The 23,467-nt window shown below is 66.4% G+C and carries 18 protein-coding genes; 7 read left to right on the top strand and 11 right to left on the bottom strand.

The annotated features are described in order from the left end of the window. Positions 1-85: 85 nt before the first annotated feature. From VEG08_09130 to VEG08_09095, 8 genes are all read right to left on the bottom strand, one after another. Positions 86-2,050 (bottom strand): cytochrome b/b6 domain-containing protein, encoded by a 1,965-nt coding sequence (locus tag VEG08_09130; protein HXZ28143.1) that lies wholly within the window; start codon positions 2,048-2,050, stop codon positions 86-88. A gap of 271 nt (positions 2,051-2,321) precedes the next feature. Further along, positions 2,322-3,671 (bottom strand): cytochrome c3 family protein, encoded by a 1,350-nt coding sequence (locus VEG08_09125; GenBank protein ID HXZ28142.1) that lies wholly within the window; start codon positions 3,669-3,671, stop codon positions 2,322-2,324. A 13-nt stretch (positions 3,672-3,684) separates the two neighbouring features. Next, positions 3,685-4,764, bottom strand: coding sequence for a cytochrome bc complex cytochrome b subunit (locus VEG08_09120; GenBank protein ID HXZ28141.1), 1,080 nt, complete (start codon positions 4,762-4,764; stop codon positions 3,685-3,687). A gap of 1 nt (position 4,765) precedes the next feature. Beyond that, entirely contained in the window at positions 4,766-5,266 is a 501-nt protein-coding gene (locus VEG08_09115) for a Rieske 2Fe-2S domain-containing protein (protein ID HXZ28140.1), read from the bottom strand. Between the two features lie 5 nt (positions 5,267-5,271). Next, complete coding sequence (locus tag VEG08_09110; GenBank protein ID HXZ28139.1) at positions 5,272-7,620, bottom strand: hypothetical protein; 2,349 nt, start codon at positions 7,618-7,620, stop codon at positions 5,272-5,274. Between the two features lie 9 nt (positions 7,621-7,629). Continuing rightward, on the bottom strand, positions 7,630-8,583 hold the full coding sequence (locus VEG08_09105) for a DmsE family decaheme c-type cytochrome (protein ID HXZ28138.1): 954 nt from the start codon (positions 8,581-8,583) through the stop codon (positions 7,630-7,632). A 216-nt stretch (positions 8,584-8,799) separates the two neighbouring features. Continuing rightward, positions 8,800-9,306, bottom strand: coding sequence for a Crp/Fnr family transcriptional regulator (locus VEG08_09100; protein HXZ28137.1), 507 nt, complete (start codon positions 9,304-9,306; stop codon positions 8,800-8,802). Between the two features lie 119 nt (positions 9,307-9,425). Beyond that, entirely contained in the window at positions 9,426-10,142 is a 717-nt protein-coding gene (locus tag VEG08_09095; GenBank protein ID HXZ28136.1) for a Crp/Fnr family transcriptional regulator, read from the bottom strand. Between the two features lie 387 nt (positions 10,143-10,529). Here VEG08_09095 and VEG08_09090 point away from each other — a divergent pair, with 387 nt between their 5' ends. Further along, positions 10,530-10,994 (top strand): YbhB/YbcL family Raf kinase inhibitor-like protein, encoded by a 465-nt coding sequence (locus VEG08_09090; GenBank protein ID HXZ28135.1) that lies wholly within the window; start codon positions 10,530-10,532, stop codon positions 10,992-10,994. A 120-nt stretch (positions 10,995-11,114) separates the two neighbouring features. Beyond that, the gene (locus VEG08_09085) at positions 11,115-12,677 is read left to right on the top strand and encodes an AMP-binding protein (protein ID HXZ28134.1); all 1,563 of its coding nucleotides are present in this window, start codon (positions 11,115-11,117) and stop codon (positions 12,675-12,677) included. On the opposite strand, the gene VEG08_09080 is transcribed toward VEG08_09085, so the two are convergent. Further along, positions 12,662-13,495, bottom strand: a complete 834-nt coding sequence (locus VEG08_09080; GenBank protein HXZ28133.1) for a winged helix-turn-helix domain-containing protein — start codon at positions 13,493-13,495, stop codon at positions 12,662-12,664. The two genes, VEG08_09085 and VEG08_09080, sit on opposite strands and share 16 nt — an antisense overlap. Before the next feature lie 417 nt (positions 13,496-13,912). Continuing rightward, positions 13,913-14,083, bottom strand: coding sequence for a hypothetical protein (locus VEG08_09075; GenBank protein ID HXZ28132.1), 171 nt, complete (start codon positions 14,081-14,083; stop codon positions 13,913-13,915). A 139-nt stretch (positions 14,084-14,222) separates the two neighbouring features. Here VEG08_09075 and VEG08_09070 point away from each other — a divergent pair, with 139 nt between their 5' ends. The 5 genes from VEG08_09070 (at position 14,223) to gmd (ending at position 22,668) form a co-directional block, all read left to right on the top strand. Continuing rightward, positions 14,223-14,903, top strand: a complete 681-nt coding sequence (locus tag VEG08_09070; protein ID HXZ28131.1) for a response regulator — start codon at positions 14,223-14,225, stop codon at positions 14,901-14,903. A gap of 76 nt (positions 14,904-14,979) precedes the next feature. Beyond that, positions 14,980-18,192: a DUF3857 domain-containing protein gene (locus VEG08_09065; GenBank protein ID HXZ28130.1), complete on the top strand. Its 3,213-nt coding sequence runs from the start codon at positions 14,980-14,982 to the stop codon at positions 18,190-18,192. A 70-nt stretch (positions 18,193-18,262) separates the two neighbouring features. After that, positions 18,263-20,446: a S9 family peptidase gene (locus VEG08_09060; GenBank protein ID HXZ28129.1), complete on the top strand. Its 2,184-nt coding sequence runs from the start codon at positions 18,263-18,265 to the stop codon at positions 20,444-20,446. Between the two features lie 7 nt (positions 20,447-20,453). Beyond that, entirely contained in the window at positions 20,454-21,497 is a 1,044-nt protein-coding gene (locus VEG08_09055) for an acetamidase/formamidase family protein (protein ID HXZ28128.1), read from the top strand. Between the two features lie 124 nt (positions 21,498-21,621). Further along, entirely contained in the window at positions 21,622-22,668 is a 1,047-nt protein-coding gene (gene gmd, locus VEG08_09050) for a GDP-mannose 4,6-dehydratase (protein ID HXZ28127.1), read from the top strand. Between the two features lie 18 nt (positions 22,669-22,686). Here gmd and VEG08_09045 read toward each other — a convergent pair. Further along, the coding region (locus VEG08_09045; protein ID HXZ28126.1) for a glycosyltransferase family 4 protein at positions 22,687-23,467 on the bottom strand (781 nt) is incomplete at its 5' end.

Below are 23,467 nucleotides of genomic sequence, written 5' to 3'. Positions count from 1 at the left end.
GTTCTCCTTACTGGGGCCTGGCTGCTGGTGGTCGCGCAAGCTTAGCCCTCCTGGGTGGCTCTGGGGTACGGATTTGTTTCCGGACCTATCCTGGCGGGCCCTTGCTGACGGTTTCTGTCTCGTCCGGCTCGGCGACGGGCGCCTCCACCGTGGTCTGCGCCGCTTCCTCCCACGCCAGCGGGTGCTCCTCCTGGTAGTGCTCGACGGACATGCGCCCGTCCCAGAAGGCCCAGTTCACCGGGTAGACGTCGGGATCGAAGATGACGCTGTAGAAGTGCCAGACCACGATGGCCAGGGTGGCCAGCACCGCCTCGTAGAAGTGGATGGCGGTGGCCGCGTCCACGTACCAGCGCGCCAGGAAGCGGCCCACGCTCACCTGGAACCACATCATCAGCCCGGTCAGGCCCATCACGATCGTTCCCCAAACCACCGCCCAGTACTCCGCCTTCTCGCCGTAGCTGAAGCGCGCGTACAGCGGCTTGCGCGGGCTCACGCCCAGATAGTAGCGCAGGGTGTCGAGCAGGTCGTAGATGTCCTTGCGGACGGGGCGGAGGTCCCGGACCAGCCTTCGCCCGTCGCGATAGTAGGCCAGGTAGAAGAGGTGATAGAGGCCGCCGGCGATGAGCACCACCCCCGCGATACGGTGGACGATGCGGCGCACGCTCTCGCTGAAGATCCATCCCAGCCAGCTATCGGGGTACTTCAGGGCAAAACCGGTCAGCACCAGGGTGAGAAAGCTGAGCAGCAGGATGGCGTGCTGGAGGCGCTGCCGCAGGTCCATCCGCACCACCGTCCGGGGATGGGCGTTACGGCGCTCGAGGGTCTTGCGCCGCCACACCAGGAGATTGTGCAGCAGCATCCCGCCGATGGTCAGCACGATCAGCGGCACATAAAACCAGCGGATCCAGCGCACCGCGATGCTGCCCATGTCCGCGGAGAGTGGCGCTCCCACGTGCACGTTGCCTTTTACGAAGTCGGCGCTCGCGCCCGGGTGGCACTTGCCGCAGGTCGCGACCAGGTTGGCCTTGTTGATGGTGGAGCGCGGGTCGCTGGAGGGCAGGATGTTGTGTACGCCGTGGCAGGAGGCGCAGTTGGCCACCACCGTCGAGCCCAACTGCGAGGCCATGCCGTGATAGCTGTCGCGGTAGCTCGAGACCCGGCCGCCGGGCACGCCTAGTTCCTGGGTCAGGCGCACGCCTTCGTGGCAGCGGGCACAGGTGGTGCGCGCGATGGCCTGTGCCGAGACCGAGGAAGTCGGGTTGCTGGGCGCCTTGATGGTGTGGATACCGTGGCAATCGGTGCAGCTCGGCGCCAGGCTGTTGCCGCGCTTCAGCGCTACCCCGTGGATGCTCTGCACGAACTGCTTCTCCACGTCCTGATGGCATTGCCCGCAGGTTTCGGGGACGTTCATCTTGAAGATGGAGGACTTGGGGTTGCCGGCGGCGAGGATGTCGTGGGCATGGTGACAGTCGGTGCACACCGCGGCCTTGGCCGAGCCCTCGGCCACCGCCCTGCCGTGCACGCTCTGCTGATAGCTGAGGAACGGCTGGGCACTCAGCCCGCTGGACTCCATCACGAAGCGCTGCCCGTGGCAGGAGCCGCAGGTCGCGGGGATGTTGTGGTGCGAGGTGCGCGAGTTGGCGTCGGAGGAGGAGAGGATCTCATGCGCGTCGCCGTGGCAATCCAGACAAGTGGCGGCGCGGTGGTTGCCGTCCTGGCGGGCCACGCCGTGCACGCTGGTCTTGTAGGCGGCGTCTTCGTCGGAGTGACACTTTGCGCAGGAGACCTTGGCGGGCGGGCTCTCATGCGGCGCGCTGGTCACGTCGCTGTGGCAGTCCGTGCACTCCAGCCCGCCGTGCACCGAGGCCTTGAAGTGCTCCTGGTTGACCGCCAGGCTCTGGGGCTTGCCGTCGACGATCCGGGCCAGCGTGGGATCGCTGTGGCAGGCCAGGCAATCGCTGCTCTTGAGCCTGGGCTTGGGTGCGGCCGAGAGCGCTACGCTCGCCGCCAGCAGCAGCATCCCCGCGAGAATCGGCCGGGTTCCTTGCACTCCGCCTCGTTCCCGCGATCGCGGACCGCCCGCCCCCCCGACATCAGGGCCTGGGTGCTCTCCTGATCCGATCCCCGCCGCCGCCCGCCAGCGCCGAGCTGGGAAGCAGCGCCATCGCTCTCAGGACAAGCACTGCGGTCAGGATCGCCTGCCTCATGGTTCCTCCACGAGGCTGCTCTATTGTGCCCCGGGGACGTGGGCAAGCGACTGTGAGGTGGCTCACCCGTGGTTGTGACTGCAATCACAGGCCGCGTCCGCTCCAACGCGGCTTTCACGAGCGCGGGCTGCGCTCCCCGGACTCGATCTGGCGGATGTAGAGCCGCAGACCGGTCATGGCCAGGACGATGGCCAGCAGCGAGACGCCCAGGCCCAGGCGTCGGTAGTCGCGCTCCTTGAGCGCCTGCTCGCCGGCCTGCAGGTCTTTCGCCGCGATCTGCAGGCCCGGCTGGATGTCCGCCTGCACCCGCGCCGGCCGGAACGTGTGCACCGTCACCCGCGCCTTGGTGAGAGCGTCGCGCGCCTGCGCCTGGTCCATCTTCGCCTGGCTGACCTCCATGCCGGAGCTCTCGGCGCGGTCCAGCACCTCGTCGGAGCGGGCGATGGCCATCTCCAGCTTGCCCAGATCCTGCTGCATCACGACCGCGGCGGCCAGGCCGGCGTCTCCCGGCGAGTGACAGTTGCTGCAGATGGATTGCGGCCCCGTGCCCAGGTAGGCGTCGCTGGGATGGGAGATGCGGTGGTTGCTGTGGCAGGTGACGCAGGAAGGCAGGCTGGCCGCGGCAAAGGCGGCTTTGTGCGGGCTCTGGTCGAACAACTGGGCCTGGAAGACGTGACAGGTGGAGCACACGTTCTCCACGGAACCGACGCCCGGGGGCGCGGCGCCATGGTTGCCGTGGCAGGTGCTGCAGGTAGGCGCGCTCAGATCGCCGCGCTCCACCATGGCGGCGTAGTGCACGCTGGCGCTGTAGCCGGCGAACTGGTCGGTGGGGATCTTGTAGTCTTTCATGTAGGCCGCGTCGGCGTGGCAGCGCGCACAGGTGTTGGCGATGTTGAGGGGGTGAACGCTGGAGCGCGAATCGCTGGCCGGCAGGATGCCGTGCACGCTGTGGCAATCGGTGCACACCGCCACCTTGGTGTCTCCCTGGGCCAGCCGCTGGCCGTGCACGCTGGTCTTGTACTGGGCCAGTTGGTCGGTGCGCAGCGAGGGATTGAATTGGTGGATGTAGGCGGCGTTGGCGTGGCAGGAGCCGCACAGTTCGGGGATCTGCTTGCGGTCGGGCTTGCCCTTGAAGCCGGCGGCCTTGCTCATGGCGTCCTGATCGTCCTTCGTAGGATCGCCGCCGTGGCAACTGGCGCAGGTCAGCCCGTGCTGGGCGTGGACGTCGGAGGCGTAGCGGTCCTTGTCGATGCCCAGGGGCTTGTCCAGGCTCGAGTGGCAGTCGAGGCAGGTGTTGGCCTGCCTGGGGGTGGCGGGCGGAGCGGGCGAGGCGGCCTTTTCCTGGGCGGCCGCCGCGGGGCTCCACGCGCACCCAGCCAGCCAGAGCAGCCCGGCCAGCAGCCCGCCCGCAAGCTGCAGGGTCCGGTGCGCGGCCGGTTTCTCGAACCTGGCTTGCGGTCGCACTCGTTTCTGCCTCCTATTTGGCAACATACGCGTAGATCGTCATCACCACCATGTAACTCAGGGCGAAGACGCCGATTCCGGTGATCCACCGGCGTGCCCGGCCCTCGGAGCCGCGGTCAAAAAACGGCAGAAGCATCCACAGAAGGCCCGCCACGCTGAAGGAGAGGATTCCCAGCACCTCCCCAGGAATGAGCCAGATCTTGGCCGGGATCAGCTTAAGGGTCTGGAACATGAACAAAAAGTACCACTCCGGCTTGATGCCGGCCGGAGCGGAGCCGAAGGGATCCGCCTTAGTCCCCAACTCCCAGGGAAAGAGCGCTGCCAGGATGCCCAGCACGCCCAGGGCGGCGTACCACGCCATCAATTCCCGCAGGAAGAAGTTGGGGAAGAAGGGCATCTCCCGCTGGTCCTTGGGAAGCGTCTTCCAATCCGGCTCCTGTCCCGGCGGCACGCTGATCCCGAACCACTGGATGAGCATGAGGTGCACGGTGATGAGCACGGTGACCAGGCCGGGGAGCACGGCCACGTGGAAGCCGAAGAAGCGGGTGAGGGTGGCGCCGGTCACCTCCGGCCCGCCGCGCAGGAAGATCATGATGGGATGGCCGACCACCGGCACCTGCGCCACGATGTCGGTGCCCACCTTGGTGGCGAAGAACGCCAGCGTGTTCCAGGGCAACAGGTAGCCGCTGAAACCGAAGCCCATCACCAGGAAGAGCAGCACCATGCCGCTCAGCCAGGTGAGCTCGCGCGGCTTGCGGTAGGCCTTCAGGAACAGCACGCTGAACATGTGGGCGAAGGCGGTGAAGATCATCAGGTTGGCCGACCAGGAGTGGATGGAGCGGATCAGCCAGCCGAACTGCACCTGGGTCATGATGTACTGCACGCTCTCGAAGGCGCCGTCGGCGCTGGGCCGGTAGTAGAGCAGCAGCAGGATGCCGGTGAGCACCTGGATGACGAACAGGAACAGCGTGATCCCGCCCAGGTAGTACCAGTAGGAGTTGTAGTGGACGGGGACGGTCTTCTTGCGCAGGGGGGCAGTGAGCTGGCTCCAGCCGAAGCGCTCGTCGATCCAGCCGCGCAGGTGGTTCAGCATCTCACGCGCTCCGCTGCCGGCTGACCACGATCTCATCGCCCTGCACGTGCACGTCGTAGAGTTGCAGGGGGCGGGGCGGTGGCCCGGAGACGTTACGCCCGTTGAGGTCGTAGACCCCGTTGTGGCAGGCGCACCACACCACGTGCTGGTCGGAGCGGTACTGCACCGTGCAGCTCAAGTGGGTGCAGACCGCCGACATGGCGTGGTATTGCCCGCTGGAGTCCAGCACCAGCAGCCCGGGCTGGTTGCCGAAGCGGAAAACCTTGCCGCTATTGGGCTTCAGGTCGCCGATCTTGGCCGCGACCACCGTGTTCGCGCCCAGATCGGCGGAGGCGGGCGGCACCAGGTAGCGCAACACCGGATAGAGGAACGAGACGGCAGTGGCCAGCAGCCCGCTGCCCAGCAGCACCTCCACGAAGCGGCGACGCCCCGGGGCCGGCGTTCCTTCTGCCGGGTTGTTCTTCTCCTTAGATACGGCCGCTTCTTCCCGTGCGTTCATCATGTCGGCTAGAAAGTGTACCTCAAGGCCAGGGTTCCGACGTTGGCGTGGAAGTCGCGCAAGGACCCTGTCGGATCGGTAAGCACGAAGTCCCCCTTCTCGTTGTAGTCGTAGTAGTTCCAAGCCCCGCGGAAGATGACGTGCTTGGTGATATCCACCAGGACGCTGGCCGTGGGGGTGTGATAGTTGAAGCGCAGCGAGCCCGGCGGCTGGATCGGGTTCAGGATCAGGCTGGAACCATCCACGCTGGTGAGGGTGTAGCCCACGAAGGCGGTGACCCGCTTGACCGGTTTCACCATCACGTTGACGGTGCCGAAGTGCTGGGTGCTGCTGTAGAAACTCGTGCCCGAGAGGAAGGGCGTACCGCAACTCAGCGACCCGGGAGGAACCGGCGTAGCGACGAAACAGATGGTGATGTCGGACTTGACGTCGTCGTAATTGTACGAGAGGTCGAAGCCGAGCCAGTCCCGCGGATTCAGAGCGGCGCTCACGCTGTAGTTGCGGTTGTGTCCCAGATAATTGGTACCGGGGACGTTGTTGCGGAACTCGCGGATGTTGAGGGTGCCGGTCAGAGTCGCCCAGTGCACCGGCGTGTAGGTGGTGCGGAACTTGTAACGCTGGAAGTTGCGCGGGGTGATGCGCGTCGGACCTCCGGGCGATTGCGAGCCGACCTCCAGGTCGAAGTTCATCCGCAGGCTCTCCGTGGGACGCGCCCAGATGCCGAACAGTCCGGCGTGCTGCTGCAGGGGGAACTTGTTCAGGTCACTGTCGGGGACGATGACCGTGCAGGAGCCGTCGGGATTCAAGGGCTGCCCGGCGCAGGCGCCGCGATTGGCCAGCGCCGCGGTTGGCCCCGGGAAGAACGTCTCCACGTCCGCCGCCTGAAAGCTCTGGCTGAGATCGCGGGCCTCGTAGCGGTAGCCCGCGGTGATACCGAGGCGGGGCGTGAAGTCGTACTCCAGTTCGATGGTGTTCTGCCGCAGCGACTGTTGCAGCATGGTGTTGCTCAGGCTGACCGTGATGTCGGGCCCGGAACTGGCGTTGTGCTGCGGACACGTTGCCGCGGTGAAGGGCGGCGGGCAGGTCGCCGGACTGAAGACGTTCGGATTGGACAAGAGCGTCGCCCCGAAGAGCTGGCTGTCCAATCCGCTGAAGAACCCGGGAATGCGGTAGTTGTAGAAGCGGAAGGTGTCGTTGATGCGGAACTTCTCCGTCACCCGCACGGTCGCCCCGAAGTCGAAGGCGCCCTGGATGCGCTGCGAAACCGCCGTTCCCAGAAACGTATCCACCCGGGTGCGGCTGCGCGTCACCAGACCTGTGAACAGTTCCGGCGCCAGGTTGTCCTTGACCTCGGAGTTGGTGTAGCTGAAGCGCGCTTGCACGTCCAGCCGCTGCCAGTACCTTCCCTGCAAGCCCACCTGCTCGGTAGGGATGAAGGTGCGCACCGGCGAAGAGCGCAGATAGGAGAAGTAACCATTGCAGGCGGGATTGACGAAGCCGGTGCCCAGGATGGGGACGGCGCAGGGCTGCCCCGCCGGGGTATTGAAGACGATGCCCAGGTTCACCGGAATCCCGCCCGCCAGCGTGTTGGGAAGTAGCGAGCCGTCCAGGTCCCACCAGGTGTCGCCCTTGTAGAAGTTGAGGAACTGGTCGTAACTGAGGTTGGTATGGGGGAGCATGCGGAAATCCACTCCCATGCGGAAGCTGTTTTGCGTGGTCTCCCAATTCTGATCGGTCGGCGCCTCCGTGCCTTCATGGATGGTCGAGAAGCTGAGCCCCTGGGCGGTGGTGCGCGAGAAGCCCAGACGCACCCGCACCCGCGACTGTGGGAACAGCGTCAAGTCGTAGTCTCCGATGCGCCGCGTGGTCTGGAAGGTGTGGGGGCTGGTTCCGATCTGGACCGAGGGGCTGGAAAGAAACGGGTTCAAGGGGTTGGCCAGCAGGTCGTAGTCCCAGGAATTGCGGTCGTAGCGGAACAGCGCGGTGAAGTTGTACCACTTGTTCTTGGAGGCGCGGATGCGGGTCACCGCGTTGGGATCTCCCCCGTAGCCGAAGGTGTTGATGGTGAGGTTATCGAAGACGCTGCCCTCGTGGTTGAGGGAGCGCACCTCCAGCGAATAGTCCAGCAGGCGCGGGCCGCTGTACAGATTGACGAAGGAGTTGTAAGTCCCCTGGTTGCCGTCGAAATCCGCGATGCGGCCGCCAAACTCCGCCGACTGGCGGATGTTGTAGTTGCCCGAATTGATCCCCTCGCTGGGCTGGTCGCTGCTTTGCCCCAGGGCCGGCAGCGCCAGCAGCACGGCGCCCAGCGCCACTCCAAGGGCTCGCAGGATGGGATGATACCTGTCGTTCTTCATGCGCCGCCTCTACTTGAAGAAGAAGTGGTCAAGGTTCGAGCCATGGATCTGGGTGTGGCACATGGTGCAGGCCTGGTACTTTTGTGCCTGGTTGTGGAAGCTGGGGATCGCCGGCGCCGCCGAATCCACGGTGAAGGTGTGGCATTCCAGGCAGAGCACGTTGACCGAGGCGCGCGTCAACAGGCGCGGGTTGCTGGAGCCATGGGGCGTGTGGCAGGTCACGCAGCCCTCGCTGCGCACCGGCTCGTGCTCGTAGGTGAAGGGCCCGGCCTTCTCGGTATGGCACTTGAAGCACACCTGGTCCTGGGTCACGGTGGAGCGCAACTGCGTGCTCAGGAAGCCTCCGTGCTGGTTGTGGCAGTCGGTGCACTGGATCAGGCCTTCGTTCACGCGGTGGTGGAAGGGCCGGTTGAAGTCGGCGCGCACGTTCAGGTGGCAGCCGTAGCACAGCTTGGGCTGCGGCTGTTTCAGCAGCGCTCGCTCCTGCTTGAAGTGGTGGGGTGAGTGGCAATCGATGCAACTGACGTTGTTGCGGCTGTGGATGGAGCGGGCGAAGTTGGCGTGCTCTTCGCCGAACTCGTGGCAGGTCAGGCAGCGCTTGCTGACCTCCTCGGCCTTGGCCCCCTCGAAAACGAAGATCTTGCTCTTGTCGCCGCCCCCCTCCACGTGGGCCTTGCCGGGACCATGGCAGGCCTCGCAGCCCTGGTACGCGACCCCCCGGCGGGTGTCGTACGTGGTCTTCCAGTGCGGTGTGGTCTCAAAGCTCTTGTAGATGTCTTCGTGGCAGGTCTTGCAAGTGTCAGCACCGACATACTGCGAAGTGTCGGCCGGAGCCGCGCTGGAGGGCGCCTGGGGAGACTTCTTGTCGGCGGCGCGCACCCGCACGGCCGTCCCCGTCGCCGCCATCAAGAGGGCAGCTATCACGAACGCCGGAAACAGAGTGCTCCGGCTCGAGTGGTGCATGTCGTCCTCCCTGGCCTGGAGCTTTCCGCGATCCTCCAGGACCGCCACTCCGGGATGGCGCCGATTCGAGCCGGAGTGCCAACCTCAACTGCCTTGGCAAACTTCGAAAAACAAACAAGGGCCTGCTGGCAAGACATTGTAGGCAGGACACTCCCAGGCCGCAATAGGGCATTCCACCGGCGCGTGAGACGAGGTCACACGAATGAGGAGTCGCCTTCAGTTGGCGGCGTAGGCGGCCACGAAGGGCCCGGGGCGACGGCGGGCGCGCCCCTTGCCCAGGGCGCGATACTGGTCGTAGGCCGAATGCAGGTACTGGCTCAAGAGCTGGATCACCTGCAGGCAGGCATCCTGGTGATGGCGCAGGAAGCGCAGAAACTCCTTGCGGGGGACGAACACCACCTGGCACGGCATCAGGGTCTCGGCCGTGACCTCGTAGGGCTCATCGCGCATGGTGGCGCTCAGGCCCAGGATATCGCCCGGGCCGGCCGTGCGCACGGTCAGGTTCTTGCCGTCGTCGGAGCAGAGCGAGAGCCGCACCTTGCCGGAGCACACCACGTAGATGCCGCGCGGATTCCGGCCCTCCACGAACAGGATCGAGCCTTTGGGATAGACGCTGCTGCACTTGATGGTATCGAAGGCCCGCATGGTCTCGCGCGGCAGGTCGCAGAAAGCGCGCCCGGCGCGGAGGGTGCAACTCTGGCAACTGTCCCGTGGGAAACTCATACTGAGGCCACTTTGCGGCCGGAGCAGGGGAGAAAGCTGTGACCGTTATCACGGAAGATAGTGACGGATTACCCGGCGCGGCGGCGGGCGCCAGCGCGCGAGGGCAGGGGGTCCCCCGATCAGGACGTCGCCAGGCTGCGCAGCGCGCCCTTGTTGCGGATCAGCAGGGTCGAGCCCTTGAGCTGGATGATCTGCCGCTTCTTCAGCTCGGCAAACAGCCGGGTCACGGTTTCCCGCGAGGTGCCGATCATCTGCGCGATCTCCTCGTGAGTCAGCGCCATCTTCAGGCGCGCTTCTCGGTGGTCCTCCACCGGTCCCCCACTCCATTCCAGCAGCAGCTTGGCCAGCTTCTCGCCGGCGGAATGGGAGAGCCCCAGGGAGCGGATCTCCCGGCAGGCGCTGTTGTACTTGTCGCTGAGCTGCTCCGCCACCCGGAAGCAGGCCTCGCCGTGCTCCTTCAGGAAGCGCAGGAAGTCCTCCCGCTTGACGAAGTTGACCTGGCAGGGATCCAGGGTTTCGGCCGTCAACTCGTAGGGCTTGCCGGAAACCGTGGCGCTCAACCCCAGGACCTCGCCCGGCTCGGCGATCTTCAGGATCAGCGTCTTGCCATCACTGGAGCCCACGCTCAGCTTGGCCCGGCCCTTACACAGCACGAAGATCCCCCGCGGGCTCTGGCCCTCCACGAACAGCACCGCCCCCTTGGGATAGGCGCTGGAGTACTTCACCGCCTCAAAGGCCTTCAGGCTGGAATCCGGCAGATCGCAAAACAGCTTGTCAGCGCGGAGCTTGCAGGTGAGGCAGCTTTCGATGATGTCCAGACCATAAGGTGACCGCATATGAATCCCTCAAAAGTGTTGAGTCCACTGCAGCAAATCATACACCTGCTGCTGAGGCCCTTGTCGGCACAGGAGGTCATCTCCCCCACCAGGTGGGGCAAATCACCCTGCCGGAGGCGCCAGCTCCCAATCCCACCTTCCTGTGCTTCCGGTCCATTTTCCATAACCCCTTTGACATCAGGACGTTAGGAACTGGAGTGGTTTGTCTCCTCAAGGCCTCGCTCTGGGAGGGTGCACGTCCCTCTCCACTTGACCCGGGGGCGGGATAGGGTTTATCTGAGGCATATGGTGGGGAACGATCGATTGGCCTGGCGGCTGATGGGTTTGGCTCTGCTGGGGCTGGCCGCAGCGGCCTGCCAGGGAGGAGCTCGCAAGGGAGTGCCTGCCATGATGATGAAGATCGAAAGCAAGTCCTTTCCTGCCGGCGGAGACATCCCCAGCCGCTTTACCTGCGACGGAGAAAACCTGTCCCCGGCGCTTTCCTGGAGCGCGCCTCCCCAGGAGACGCAGAGCCTGGCGCTGATCGTCGATGACCCGGACGCGCCCGTCGGCACCTTCGTCCACTGGGTGTTCTACGACCTGCCGTCGAATGTGCAGCAGCTTCCCGAGGGCGTGCCGGCGAGCGCTGAGCCTGCTTCCGGAGGCCAGCAAGGGAAGAACGACTTCGGCAGCCTCGGCTACGGCGGTCCGTGCCCCCCGCGCGGCAAGCCGCATCGATACTTCTTCCGCCTCTTCGCGCTGGACTCCAAGCTCGGCCTGCGCTCCGGCGCGAGCCGCTCCGACGTAGACCGGGCCATGAGAGGGCACATCGTCGCCCAGGGAGAAGTGATGGGGCACTACCAGCGCCGTTGACCAGGCCGGCATCCTGGGGATTCGGAAGGGGTAGAATTGTCGTTGCCACGGGAATGTCTCATCGGAGACAATCTCGCGGCCACTCCCCGGCAAGCCATGCTGCCTCTCGACCGAGCCTTCGTGCGGACTGCGCGCCGGCACCCGCTGCGCTTCTTCATGGCGGACGCGCGCGTTCCCGGGCTGCGTTTCGGCTCCGCCCTGGCGCGCGCGCTCTTCCTGGCCCGCCGCCTCCGTCCTCACTGGCAGGACCAAGAGATGGTCGGGCTCCTGCTTCCGCCTTCGGTGGCCGGCGCCCTCACCAACCTGGCGGCCACCCTGCTGGGCAAGGTGCCGGTGAACCTGAATTACACCGCCTCGCGCGAGGTGCTGGCGGCATGTGCCGCACAGTGCGGCTTGCGTAAGGTGGTGACCTCGCGCGCCTTTCTGGAGCGCTACCCGATGGACCTGCCCGTTTCCCCCGTCTTCCTGGAGGAGGTCGCGGCGCAGCCGGGCTCCGGGGAGCGCCTGCAGGCCCTGGCTGCAGCGCACCTATTGCCCTTCCAGCGCCTGGGACGCTGGCTGGGCCGGGCGAAGGAAGCCACCCTCGACGACCTGGCTACCGTAGTCTTCTCCAGCGGCTCCACCGGCGACCCCAAGGGGGTGATGCTCACCCACGGCAACCTGGCCGCCAACGTGGCCCAGATGGCTCATGTCTTCGCCGTGCGGCCCACCGACTGCGTGGTCGGCATCCTGCCCTTCTTCCATGCTTTCGGGCTCACCGTCACCCTGTGGCTGCCGGCGGCGGCGGGCATCGGCGTGGCCTATCAGCCCAACCCGCTGGACGCGCGCGCGGTGGGTGAACTGGTGGAGAAGTACTCGGCCACCCTGATGGTGGCCACCCCCACCTTCCTGCAGGCCTACATGAAGCGCTGCACTCGGGAGCAGTTCCGCAGCCTGGACTTCGTGATCGTGGGCGCGGAGAAGATGCCGGCGCGGCTGGCCCAGGCCTTCGAGCAGCAGTTCGGCAAGCACCCGGTGGAAGGTTACGGCTGCACCGAGTGCGCGCCAGTGGTGGCGGTCAACGGCGGCCGTCCGGGCGGCTCCCAGGGCAGTCGGGCAGGCAGCATAGGGCGGCCCCTGCCCGGCATGAGCGCCCGCATCGTGAACCCCGAGACCCTCTCGCCCTTGCCGGCGGGGGAGGAAGGCCTGCTGCTGCTGCAGGGGCCGAACGTGATGAAGGGTTACTTGGGCCGCCCCGAGCAGACGGCCGAGGCGCTGCGCCAGGGCTGGTACGTCACCGGCGACATCGCCACCCAGGACGCCGACGGCTTCCTCACCATCACCGACCGCGTCTCCCGCTTCAGCAAGATCGGCGGCGAGATGGTGCCGCACCTCAAAGTGGAGGAGAAGCTGCACCAGTTGGCGGGGCTGGCCGAGCAGACCTTCGTGGTCGCTGCCTTGCCTGACGAGAAGAAGGGCGAACGCCTGGTGGTGCTGCACACCCTGGCCGAGGAGAGCTTGCGGGAGATCCTGCAGAAGCTCCCCGACCTGGACCTGCCGCCGCTGTGGCGGCCGCGCGCCACCCACTTTTATCGCGTCGAGGCGCTTCCCTACCTGGGCACGGGCAAGCTCGATCTGCGGCGCATGCGCGAACTGGCGGCGCGCTGCGCCGCCGACAGCGCCCGCGTTCAGGCCGTGGGATAGGCCAGCCGCGTCAGCGTGCGCTGCGCAAAGGGCGCCAGCAGCAGCGCCGCCGTGCACGCGAACGCCAGCCCCAGCGGGATGTAGCGGACGATCAGCAGCGGTGCAAACGCCCAGAGCACATCCAGGGCGAACAGGAACGGGAACAGACGCCGGAACTTCCTGCCCAGGCCTTGGTAGTCGAGCGCGACCGCGGCCAGCAGCCACAGGCGCGCGGCGATTCCCACTCCTCCGGTGACCAGGGCCACCGCCGTCGCCGGCCAGGCCCAGCGGGGGAAGACCGAGCCCACGGTGTGAAACACCGCGTCCAGGGTGGCCAGGGCCGCCACGTAGAAGCACAGGTACATGACCTGGATCAGGCTGAAGAGGCTGCGAGAGAGGACCCGGGGCGGAGCGGGCAGCTCCGCCACGGCGCCGGGGGCCGCCGCCGCCGGCCCGAAGGACGGCGGCGCCGGGGTTGCCGGCTTCCCTTCCGACTCCGCACCCAACACCTCCACCGGAGCCAGGAAACGGTAGCCGCGGCGAGCCAGGGTCTCGATGAAGCGCGGGCTGCCGGCGGAGTCCCCCAGGGCTTCGCGCAGCTTGTTGATGGCGGTGTTCAGGCTGTGGTCGAAGTCCACGAAGGTATCGGCCGGCCACAGGCGCTGGCGCAATTCTTCCCGCGCTACCATCTCCCCGGGGCGCTCCAGCAGGGCCGCCAGCACCTGGAAGGGCTGCTCCTGCAAGCGTACCTTCATGCCGTTCTTGCGCAGCTCCCCGGTGCGCAGATCGGCCTCAAACACTCCAAAACGAACGGCGCGTGGCAAGATGGGGTCCGGCATCCAAGTCCCTCAGGGCGGCGCTAGTTTACCATTTGCGGGCTCTGCCTGCCGTTTGAGGCAACGAGGTAAGTCCTTTATTACCAGCCAGTTATCTACTTATGAGGGGTTGCGTACGGCTTGACCGAGGGTGCATTGTCTGGCCGTCGCGCCGGGTCTGAAATGGCCCGCGGCAGGAAGACGGGTCTTCGCGAGTCCCCTTCCGCCGGGAGGTAGTCATGGGCCGGTTGCGGTTTACGGCAGCGGTGCTGTGGATCCGATGGCAGCTCTACGCGCTCACTTTGCTCTGTGATGCGCACGCCCCCTCGACGGTGTGGGGCAGGCTGGTGAGATTTTTTCTGCTGGCGCAGTAGGCGTCACGGGCCCCGGCCCTGAGCTCAAGATGGTGCCGCCCGCGGCGGAATCGCGCCACGGGCAGGCTCAGGCGGCCTTGTTGATCTTCTGCTCCGGAGTCGGTGCCGCGGGTGGTGTCGCCGCAGCCGCCTCCGACTCCTCGTGCTCGTGGCGCTCCGCCGCGCCCGCCGAGCACACCAGGACCACGATGGCCACGAAGACCAGCAGCGCGATCAGCCCCATGATCAGGATGGGCATGTTCTCACTCCTGCACTCATTCTCCTGTGATTGCGTACCGGGGGGCGGTGACGCCTGTCACCGCCCCTTGTGAGGTCCGGGCCGCGGCAGGTTACTTCGGTCACTTGCCGGGGCCGCCTTCCGGCCGTAGCATGCGCCCATGAACCTGGACTCGCTCCTGGTGTGCCGGGATTCCGCTACGCTGCGGACGCTGCGGCAGGTGCTGGAAGAGAACAACTTCGGGATCCGACTTTTCTCCGAATCCGCCGCCGCCCTGAAGGCCGTGGGCGAAACCCGCTTCGACGCCGTGGTGGTCGACTGCGGGGTGGAGGGCGCGGGAGAGGTGCTCAAGCAGTTGCGCAGCAGCCGCCCCAACCGCAACACCATCGCCTTCGCCATCAGCGACGGGGCCACCCCGGTCGCCGGCTCCTTCCAGGCGGGAGCGCATTTCGTGCTCCGCAAGCCGGTTTCAGCGGAATGGATGGCGCGGAACCTGCGTGCCGCGCTGGGCCCCATGCTGGGCGAACGCCGGCGCTACTTCCGCCACAAGCTGGAGGTACCGGTGGTGCTCACTGACGGGGGCAAGGAGATCCTGGCCAATACCAGCAACCTGAGCGAAGGCGGAATGGCCGTACACACCCGCGGCCACGGCAACCCGCCGGCGGTGGTCAACTTCAAGTTCGAGTTGCCGGGGACGGGGCGCTCCATCTCCGGCAAGGGTGAGGTGGTCTGGGCGGACGCGCAGGGCATGGCGGGGATCCGCTTCCGCACTCTGGCGGAGGGCTGCCAGGCCGTCCTCGAGCAGTGGCTGAATTCCCGCCCCCCGCAAAAGTCCTTCTGATCCGCCACCACCCCAAGGAGGAGTTGGGGCGCTCCTGCCCCTTGCCTTGCCAGCCGATTCAGCGTAGAAAACCAGTATGCCCTTCCGTAAAGCTGCCCTCTTTTTGGCCGTACTTTTCTGCACGGTTGCGGCCTTTGCCCAAGGAAAGAACCCCTCGCCGGATCCCCAGGCCCAGACCCAGAGCGCGAAGACTCCCGACTATTCCCAGGAGCCCTTCGTCTTCGAGCAGTACTCCACCAAGGTGCGCTTTGAGAACGACGGCACCGGCAGCAAGGAGACCCAGGCCCGCATCCGGGTGCAGAGTGAGGGCGGGGTGCAGGCCCTCGGGCAGTTGGTCTTCGGCTACAACTCCGCCAACGAGAAGCTGGACATCGGCTACGTGCGGGTGCGGCGCGCCGACGGCAGCGTGGTGGAGGCGGGCCCTGACGCGGTCCAGGACCTGACCGCGCCCGTCGCCCGCGAGGCCCCGGTCTACACCGACTACCACCAGAAGCACATCACCGTGCCCGCGCTGCGTCCCGGCGAGACCCTGGAGTATGACGTCACCACCGTCACCCAGACCCCCCTGGCCCCCGGCGAATTCTGGCTGGAATATGACTTCGAAAAAGACGCCATCGTGCTCGACGAGCAACTGGAACTCAACCTGCCACGCGGCCGCGAGATCAAGCTGAAGCTCGCTCCCGGCGCGCCCCAGCCCACCGTCACCGACCAGGGCGACCGCAAGATCTACCTCTTCAAGAGCTCGCACACCGTGCGCGAGGACAAGGACAAAGACAAGAAGAAGAAGCGGGCCTCCAGCGAGCCCAAGCCGCCGTCGGTGCAACTCACCACCTTCCGCAGTTGGGCCGACGTGGGGCGCTGGTACGCGGGCCTGGAGAGCGACCGCGTCAAGCCCACGCCCGACATCATCGCCAAGGCCGAGGCCCTGACCCGCGGCGACAAGACCGACATGGACAAGGTCGAGGCGCTCTACGACTACGTGGCCAAGAACTTCCGCTACGTCAGCCTGTCGCTGGGGCTGGGACGCTACCAGCCGCACTCGGCCTCCGAGATCCTGGCCAACCAGTACGGCGATTGCAAAGACAAGCACACGCTGCTGGCCGCCATGCTGGCGGCCGTGGGCCTGCACGCCAACGCCGCCCTCATCAACAGCAGCCGCAAGATCGACCCTGACGTGCCTTCGCCCTCGCAGTTCGACCACGTCATCACCGAGCTACCGCTGGGCGGCCAGGTGGTGTGGATGGACACCACCGCCGAGGTCGCTCCCTTCCGCCTGCTGATGCCTCAGATCCGCGGCAAGGAGGCCCTGGTGGTCTCGGGCAACAGCGGCAGCCTGGTGGAAACCCCGGAGGAGCCCTTCGTCCCCAACACCCAGGTCCTCGACCTGGACGGCAAGCTCAGCGACCTGGGCAAGCTCGACCTGCACGTGCACTACACCCTGCGCGGCGACATCGAGACCGCGCTGCGGGCCGCCCTGCGCCGCATCCCCCGCGCCAACTGGAAAGACTTCGCCCAGAACCTGGTGCGCTTCGCCGGCCTCAACGGCGACGTGACCGACGTCAAGGCCGGCGATCCCGACGCCACCCGCGAGCCGCTGCAGTTCGAGTTCACCCTCGCCGAGCCCAACTACGTCAACTGGTCGGCCAAGACGGCGCAACTGAGGATCCCGCCGCTGGACTTCATCACCCTGACCGACGTAGACACCGACCAGCAGGAAAGCTCGACCGAGCCCATCAAGATCGGCGGGCCGCTGCAGGTCACCGACCACTTCAAGTTCGAGCTGCCGGCCAAATACAGCGCGCACGCGCCCATCCCGGTCAGCGTCTCCCGCGACTTCGGCCAGTACAAGTCGACCTACCAAGTCCAGGGAACCACCTTCAGCGGGGAGCGCAGCCTGCAGGTGACGCCGAGCGAACTGCCGGCGGAGCGCACCAACAACTACGCCGCCTTCCGCCGCGCCGTCACCTCCGACCAGCAACAGACCCTGGGGCTGGAGAGTGAGGCCGGCGGCGCGCCCACCATCCCGGCTACCGCCACCGCCGACGAGCTCAACGACGCCGGGGTGGCAGCCCTGCAGTCGCAGCAGTTCGAGAATGCCGCCTTGCTCTTCAAGCGGGTGGTCGAACTCGAGCCCAAGCACAAGACCGCCTGGAACGCCCTCGGGCTCTCCTACGAGCTGCTGCGGCGCTTCGACGAAGCCATCGCCGCCTTCAAGAAGCAGCTCGAGGTCAATCCCGACGACGAGCGCGCCTGGAACTACATCGCCGGCACCTACGCCGAACAGCAGAAGTACGACGACGCCATCGCCGCCTACAAAAAGCAACTGGAGGGCGCGCCGCTCGATCCCAGCGCCCACCTGGGCCTGGGCTCCGTCTACCTGGAGGTCAAGCGCTACTCCGACGCGGTGCCCGAGCTGGAGCAGGCTGCCTCCCTCAGCCCCGACAACGCCATGGTCCAGGTCAACCTGGGCCGGGCGTACCTGGGCCTGAAGCAGAACGACAAGGCGCTGGCCGCTTTCGATAAGGGCCTCGAGATCCAGGCCAATCCCCTCATCTGGAACAACGAGGCCTACGAGCTGGCCCGTGCCAAGGTGGCGCTGGACCGGGCGCAGCAGTACGCCGAGTCGGCGGTGGTGGCCACGGCGGCGCAACTGCGCAACGTCAGCCTCGAGCGCTTGACGCTGAGCGACCTGGCTCAGGTGCAGAGCCTGGGCGCGTACTGGGACACGCTGGGCTGGGTCTACTTCCAGAAGGGCGACTTGGACACGGCGGAGAAGTACATCCGCGCTGCCTGGCTGCTCTCCCAGCACGGCGAGGAAGGGGACCATCTGGCCCAGATCTACGAGGCCCGCGGCAAGAAGGACGAGGCCATCCATACCTACGCTCTGGCCCTGGCGGCGCCCCACAACGACCCCGACTCCCGCGGCCGCCTGGCGGCGCTGGCGGGAGGCGACAAAAAGGTCGATGCCCTGGTCAACGCCGCCCGCCGAGATCTGACCGCCATGCGCACCATCCAGCTGAGCAAGATGCTCAAGGACAAGGCCCCGGTTTCCGCCGACTTCTTCCTGCTCATGTCTTCGGATTCGAAGACGGTCGAGGCGAAGTTCGTCAGCGGCGACGAGCGCCTGCGCGCCTTCGCCGCCGTGCTGGGAACGCTGCCGTACCCGGTGGTCTTCCCCGACGCCACCCCCACCAGCCTGGTGCGCCGCGCCACCGTCACCTGCGCTGGACCCGACGGGCAGTGCACGCTGGTCTTGCTCACGCCGGAGGACGTGACCTCAGTCCAGTAGCGCGCCATCAAGGGCTTGGCAACGACGCCCGCTGTGAGTAGCATGGCTGGCCCCCACAGGAGGAGCAGCCATGAAGCGCCGCGTAGCTTTCCTTGTTCTTGTGGTCCTGGTTTCCTGCGCCCTCAGGGTCCCAAGCGCCAGGGCCGGCATCGCTCGCGCGACCCGGCCCATCACCGAGAAGGACCTATTCCGGTTCGTGTGGATCGCCGACCCGCAGATGTCCCCCGACGGCTCACGCGTGGCCTTTGTGCGGGTCACGGTCAACAGCAAGCGCGACGGCTACGACACCGCTATCTGGACGGTGGCCACCAGCGGCCAGGAGGCTCCTCAGCCGCTGACCCACGGCCCGCGCGACTCGGCGCCGCGCTGGTCGCCCGACGGCGCCACCCTGCTCTTCTTGCGCTCGGGCGAGAAGGAGGGCAAGCCTCAGCCGGCGCAGATCTACTTGCTTTCGATGGCGGGAGGCGAGCCCCGCGCGCTCACTTCCCTGCCCAAAGGTGCGGAGGGCCCTTCCTGGTCGCCCGACGGCAAGACCATCGCCTTCCTCAGCCGCACCAATGCTCAGGACCTGGCCAAGGCGGAGAAGAAGGGCAAGGGCGAGGAAGAGCGGGAGAGCGACGTGCGTGTCATTACCCGCGCGGTCTACCGTCTGAACGGCGCCGGTTACTTCGACTTCAGCCGCCCGGCGCACATCTGGACGGTGGCCCTGCCGGCCTCCGCCGAAGACCAGCCCAAGCCCCGGCAGATCACCTTCGGGGACTTCAGCGAGGGTGAACCGGTCTGGTCTCCCGACGGCGCGCTTCTGTACTTCACCTCCAACCGCGTGCTGGAGCCCTACTACCAGCCGCCGAGCGCAGCCCTGTACTCGGTTCCGAGCGGCGGCGGGGAGATGGTGAAGGTGGCCGCCATGGACGGCGCGGTGGGCAGCTTCGCTCCCAGCCCCGACGGCAAGACGATCGCCTTCCGCGGCGAGATCAACCACCGGCCGCTGCGCTCCTACGAACAGCAGCACCTGTTCGTGACCACGGCCGCGCCCGGGGGCACAGCGCGCAACCTGGCGCCCGGGTTGGACACCGATGTCGGCGCCGGGCTGGCGGGCGACCAACACGCCCCTCGCGCCGGGCACCTGGCCCCGCCGGCATGGAGCGCGGATGGAAGCGCCGTCCTCGCCCTGGTGCAAGAGAAAGGCACCGTCAACCTGCGGCGCTTCGAGGCGGCCGACGGGCGGGTCGAGCCGGTGACCCGCGGCAACCAGGAGGTCATCACCTTCACGGCCACGCCCGACCGCAAGAAGATCGCCGTGCTGGTCTCGACTCCGGTCAGCATCGGCGATCTTTTCCTGGTGCAGGACGACGGCTCGCTCGCCCGCCTCACCGACATCAACCACGACCTGTTCGCCGAACTCGATCTCACCCCGCCGGAGGAGGTCTGGTACAAGAGCTTCGATGGAACCATGATCGAGACCTGGGTGCAGAAGCCGCCCGACTTCGATCCCGCCAAGAAGTACCCGCTGATCCTCGACATCCACGGCGGGCCGCACGCCGCCTACGGCTACGGCTTCGACCACGAGTTCCAGTGGATGGCGGCCAAGGGCTACGTCGTCCTCTATCCCAACCCGCGGGGCAGCTCGACCTACGGCGAAAAGTTCGGCAACATCATCCAGTATCGCTACCCCGGCGACGACTACAAGGACCTGATGGCGGGAGTGGATGAGTTGATCCGCCGCGGCTACGCCGACCCCCAGCGCCTGGGTGTGACCGGAGGCAGCGGCGGCGGCATCTTGACCAACTGGACCATCACCCAGACCACGCGCTTCGCGGCAGCGGTGGCGCAGCGCTCCATCGCCGACTGGTCGGCCTTCTGGGGCGACGCCGACTTCACCTTGTTCACCCCGACCTGGTTCAAGGGTGCGCCTTGGGAGGACCCGGCGGACTTCGCGGCGCGCTCGCCCATCACCCACATCGCCAAGGTCAAGACGCCGCTCATGCTGATCGAGGGCGAGGCCGACCTGCGCTGCCCGCCCGCCTCCGGCGGCGAGATGATGTTCCGTGCGCTCAAGTATCTGAAGGTGCCCACGGCGATGATCCGCTTCCCGGGAGAGTCGCACGAGCTTTCGCGCTCGGGCCAGCCCTGGCACCGCGTCGAGCGCCTGGAGCACATCCTCAACTGGTTCGACATCTACCTGCAGGGCAAGCAGATGCACCTGTACGACCTGGTGCCGCCGCAGGAAACCGCGCAAGCGGGAGAAAGGTAGGACGCCTGTGACCAGCAAGCATCTTCGGGGATTGCTGCCGTCATTGTTGCTGCTGGCGACCGGAGCGTTGGCCCAGAGTCCAGCCCCGCCGTCCGGGCCCCAGACCTACCACCTGGCGGCCACGCCCAAGACCGTGGCCTGGGGCTACTACGACGCGGCGGCGCCGCCGGTGCTGCGCATTCACTCCGGCGATACGGTGGTCTTCGACACTCTGCTCACCAACAGTCCCACCGGCCTGGAAAAAGCCGGCGTGCCCCCCGGCCAGGTGCAGCAGAGTCTGCGGGACATCTACAAGGAGGTCACCAACAAGGGCCCGGGGGGGCACATCCTGACCGGCCCGGTGTACATCGAAGGCGCCGAGCCGGGGGACACTCTGGAGGTACGCATCCAGAAGATCGACCTGGCCATCCCCTATGCCTACAACGGCTTCCGCGCCGGGGCAGGCTTCCTGACCAACGACTTCCCCTACTCCCGCATCAAGATCATTTCACTGGATCGGGAGCGCATGGTGGCCGAGTTCGCGCCCGGCATCGAGATTCCGCTGCACCCCTTCTTCGGCAGCATCGGGGAGGCACCGCCGGAGGCCTACGGACGCCTGAACAGCGCCCCGCCCTGGATCCACGCCGGCAACATGGACGACAAGGAACTGGTCGCCGGCAGCACCCTCTACCTGCCCGTCCACGTGAAGGGCGCGCTCTTCGAGATCGGCGACGGCCACGCCGGCCAGGGCAACGGCGAGGTGGACATCACCGCCCTGGAAACCTCGCTGGTCGGGACCATCCAGTTCATCGTGCGCAAGGATCTGAAGATCAAATACCCGAGGGCCGAAACCCCGACCCACTACATCGCCATGGGCTTCGACGACGACCTGAGCGAGGCGGCGCGCATCGCGGTGCGCAACATGATCGACTTCCTGGTGGAGGAGAAACACCTCAGCCGCGACGACGCCTATATGCTGACCAGCGTGGCCGGCGACGTCGACATCACTGAGCTGGTGGACGGCAACAAGGGCGTCCACGTCATGCTGCCCAAGGCGGTCTTCAGACCATGAGGGAGCGGGCGGCCCCCCGAAAGAGGAAGTCAACCTCCGGCCATCTTGGGCTATCATCCCATGTTCCGGATGGGCGGATCGCGGGCCGCCGGAGGCGATCCCCTTCCGAAAAGCAGACTCCATCATGCGCGCGCTGATAACCGGGATCACCGGGCAAGACGGCTCCTATCTGGCCGAGTTCCTTCTGGAGAAGGGCTATGAGGTCTATGGGTTGGTGCGGAGAAGCAGCCTGGAAAAGTACGATCGCATCCAGGCCATCGCCAGCCGCATCAAGCTGGTGGAAGGCGACCTGACCGACCAGGGCTCGCTCGATGAAGCCATGCGGGTGGTGCAGCCGGACGAGGTCTACAACTTGGCCGCACAGAGCTTCGTCGCGGTCTCCTGGACCCAGCCCGTGCTTACCGCCGATGTCACCGGGGTGGGCGTCTTCCGGGTTTTGGAGGCGCTGCGAAAGCACGCTCCCCAGGCCAGGTTCCTGCAGGCCTCGAGCTCCGAGATGTTCGGCAAGACGACCGAGACCCGGCAGAATGAGAGTTCGCGCTTCCATCCCCGCAGTCCCTACGCGGTGGCCAAGGTCTTCGGACACCACGTCACCGTGAACTACCGCGAGAGTTACGGGCTGTTCGCCTGCTCCTGCATCTGCTTCAACCATGAATCTCCGCGCCGCGGCAGCGAGTTCGTGACCCGCAAGGTGAGTCTGCAGGTAGCCCGCATCAAGCTGGGCCTGGCGGAGAAGCTCCGCATGGGAAACCTGGACGTGCGGCGGGACTGGGGCTTCGCCGGCGACTATGTCCCGGCCCTGTGGCAGATGCTGCAGCAGCCGGCGCCGGATGACTTCGTCATCGCCACCGGCGAGACTCACACGGTGCGGGAGCTGCTCGAACTCGCGTTCTCCCACGTCGGCCTGGATTGGAGGGAGCACGTGGAAACCGATCCCAAGCTGCTGCGTCCTGCCGAGGTGGATTACCTGTGCGGCGATGCCTCCAAAGCGCGCCGCCTTCTCGGGTGGCGGCCCCGGGTCCGGTTCCCCGATCTCGTCAAGATGATGGTGGACGCCGATCTGGCTTCCTTGCAGCAGTCCATGGGCCGGCGAGCGCTTCCTGCCCCCGAGCGGAAGGGCCAGGGCCGGGCCGGGTCGTCGGCTTCCCAACCCCTGCGGCGAAGGCGCTAAGGTCCTGCCAGGAGGCGCTCACGCGGTCCATCGCTGGCCGACGCGGCTGTTCCTGCCCTTTGCCAGCGCGGACTTCAAGCGGGACTCTAATCGGTCGATCGAGGCAGGCAGCGCCCATTGCTGCCGGACCCAGTGGGACCCCTCCTGGCCGAGGCGGCAAGCCAGATCATCATCGGCCATGAGTCGCTCGATGGCTGCCGCCATGGCCTCCGCATCATGCTCGACCAGCAGGCCGTTCACGCCATCCCGGACGGTCTCCCGTACGCCGCCTTCGGCGACGGCCACCACGGGCGCCCCACAGGCGTTGGCTTCCAGGGGAGCGTACCCGAAGGGTTCCAGCCGGGGCGCGTACAACAGGAAGCGCGCCCGACCGAGGATCTCGACCAGTTCATTGTCGTCGACCTGGTGCCGTACTTGAAACGCGACCTGAAATGCCTCCGCCATTGGCTCCATCCTCTTCAGATATTCCGGATCGATCGTATCGGCGACCCAAATGAGCTTGGGGCGGAGGGGCGCCGGCACCTTGGCGAGGGCCTGCAGGATGAACGCCGCGTTCTTTCGCTCCACCATGGCGCCGATCGAGACCGCGATCCGTTCCCGTGTTCGCTTTCGATCGGTGAATCTATCGGTATCCACCCCGAGGTAGCAGACCTTCGAATCGATCCCATAGGCGCGCCAGATACTCTCCCGCGAGAAGAGTGAGTTGACGAGGATCTGGTCAAACGCCATCGCGCTTCTTCGTTCTTCGCCGGCCAGGATCCTGATCTGTGAAAGCATGATCCTGCGATGCAGGGCCTTG

This window comes from Terriglobales bacterium, from assembly GCA_035624475.1.
Lineage (GTDB): Bacteria > Acidobacteriota > Terriglobia > Terriglobales > Acidobacteriaceae > DASPRL01.
Note: the sequence above shows the minus strand (reverse complement) of the source record. Positions and strands in the feature narration are given on the sequence as shown.

Coding starts and splice junctions, on each gene's coding strand:
- VEG08_09120 (HXZ28141.1), bottom strand. CDS start 4,764: ATGCTGAACCACCTGCGCGGCTGGATCGACGAGCGCTTCGGCTGGAGC.
- VEG08_09115 (HXZ28140.1), bottom strand. CDS start 5,266: ATGATGAACGCACGGGAAGAAGCGGCCGTATCTAAGGAGAAGAACAAC.
- VEG08_09110 (HXZ28139.1), bottom strand. CDS start 7,620: ATGAAGAACGACAGGTATCATCCCATCCTGCGAGCCCTTGGAGTGGCG.
- VEG08_09105 (HXZ28138.1), bottom strand. CDS start 8,583: ATGCACCACTCGAGCCGGAGCACTCTGTTTCCGGCGTTCGTGATAGCT.
- VEG08_09100 (HXZ28137.1), bottom strand. CDS start 9,306: ATGAGTTTCCCACGGGACAGTTGCCAGAGTTGCACCCTCCGCGCCGGG.
- VEG08_09095 (HXZ28136.1), bottom strand. CDS start 10,142: ATGCGGTCACCTTATGGTCTGGACATCATCGAAAGCTGCCTCACCTGC.
- VEG08_09090 (HXZ28135.1), top strand. CDS start 10,530: ATGATGATGAAGATCGAAAGCAAGTCCTTTCCTGCCGGCGGAGACATC.
- VEG08_09080 (HXZ28133.1), bottom strand. CDS start 13,495: ATGCCGGACCCCATCTTGCCACGCGCCGTTCGTTTTGGAGTGTTTGAG.
- VEG08_09075 (HXZ28132.1), bottom strand. CDS start 14,083: ATGCCCATCCTGATCATGGGGCTGATCGCGCTGCTGGTCTTCGTGGCC.
- VEG08_09070 (HXZ28131.1), top strand. CDS start 14,223: ATGAACCTGGACTCGCTCCTGGTGTGCCGGGATTCCGCTACGCTGCGG.
- VEG08_09065 (HXZ28130.1), top strand. CDS start 14,980: ATGCCCTTCCGTAAAGCTGCCCTCTTTTTGGCCGTACTTTTCTGCACG.
- VEG08_09060 (HXZ28129.1), top strand. CDS start 18,263: ATGAAGCGCCGCGTAGCTTTCCTTGTTCTTGTGGTCCTGGTTTCCTGC.
- gmd (HXZ28127.1), top strand. CDS start 21,622: ATGCGCGCGCTGATAACCGGGATCACCGGGCAAGACGGCTCCTATCTG.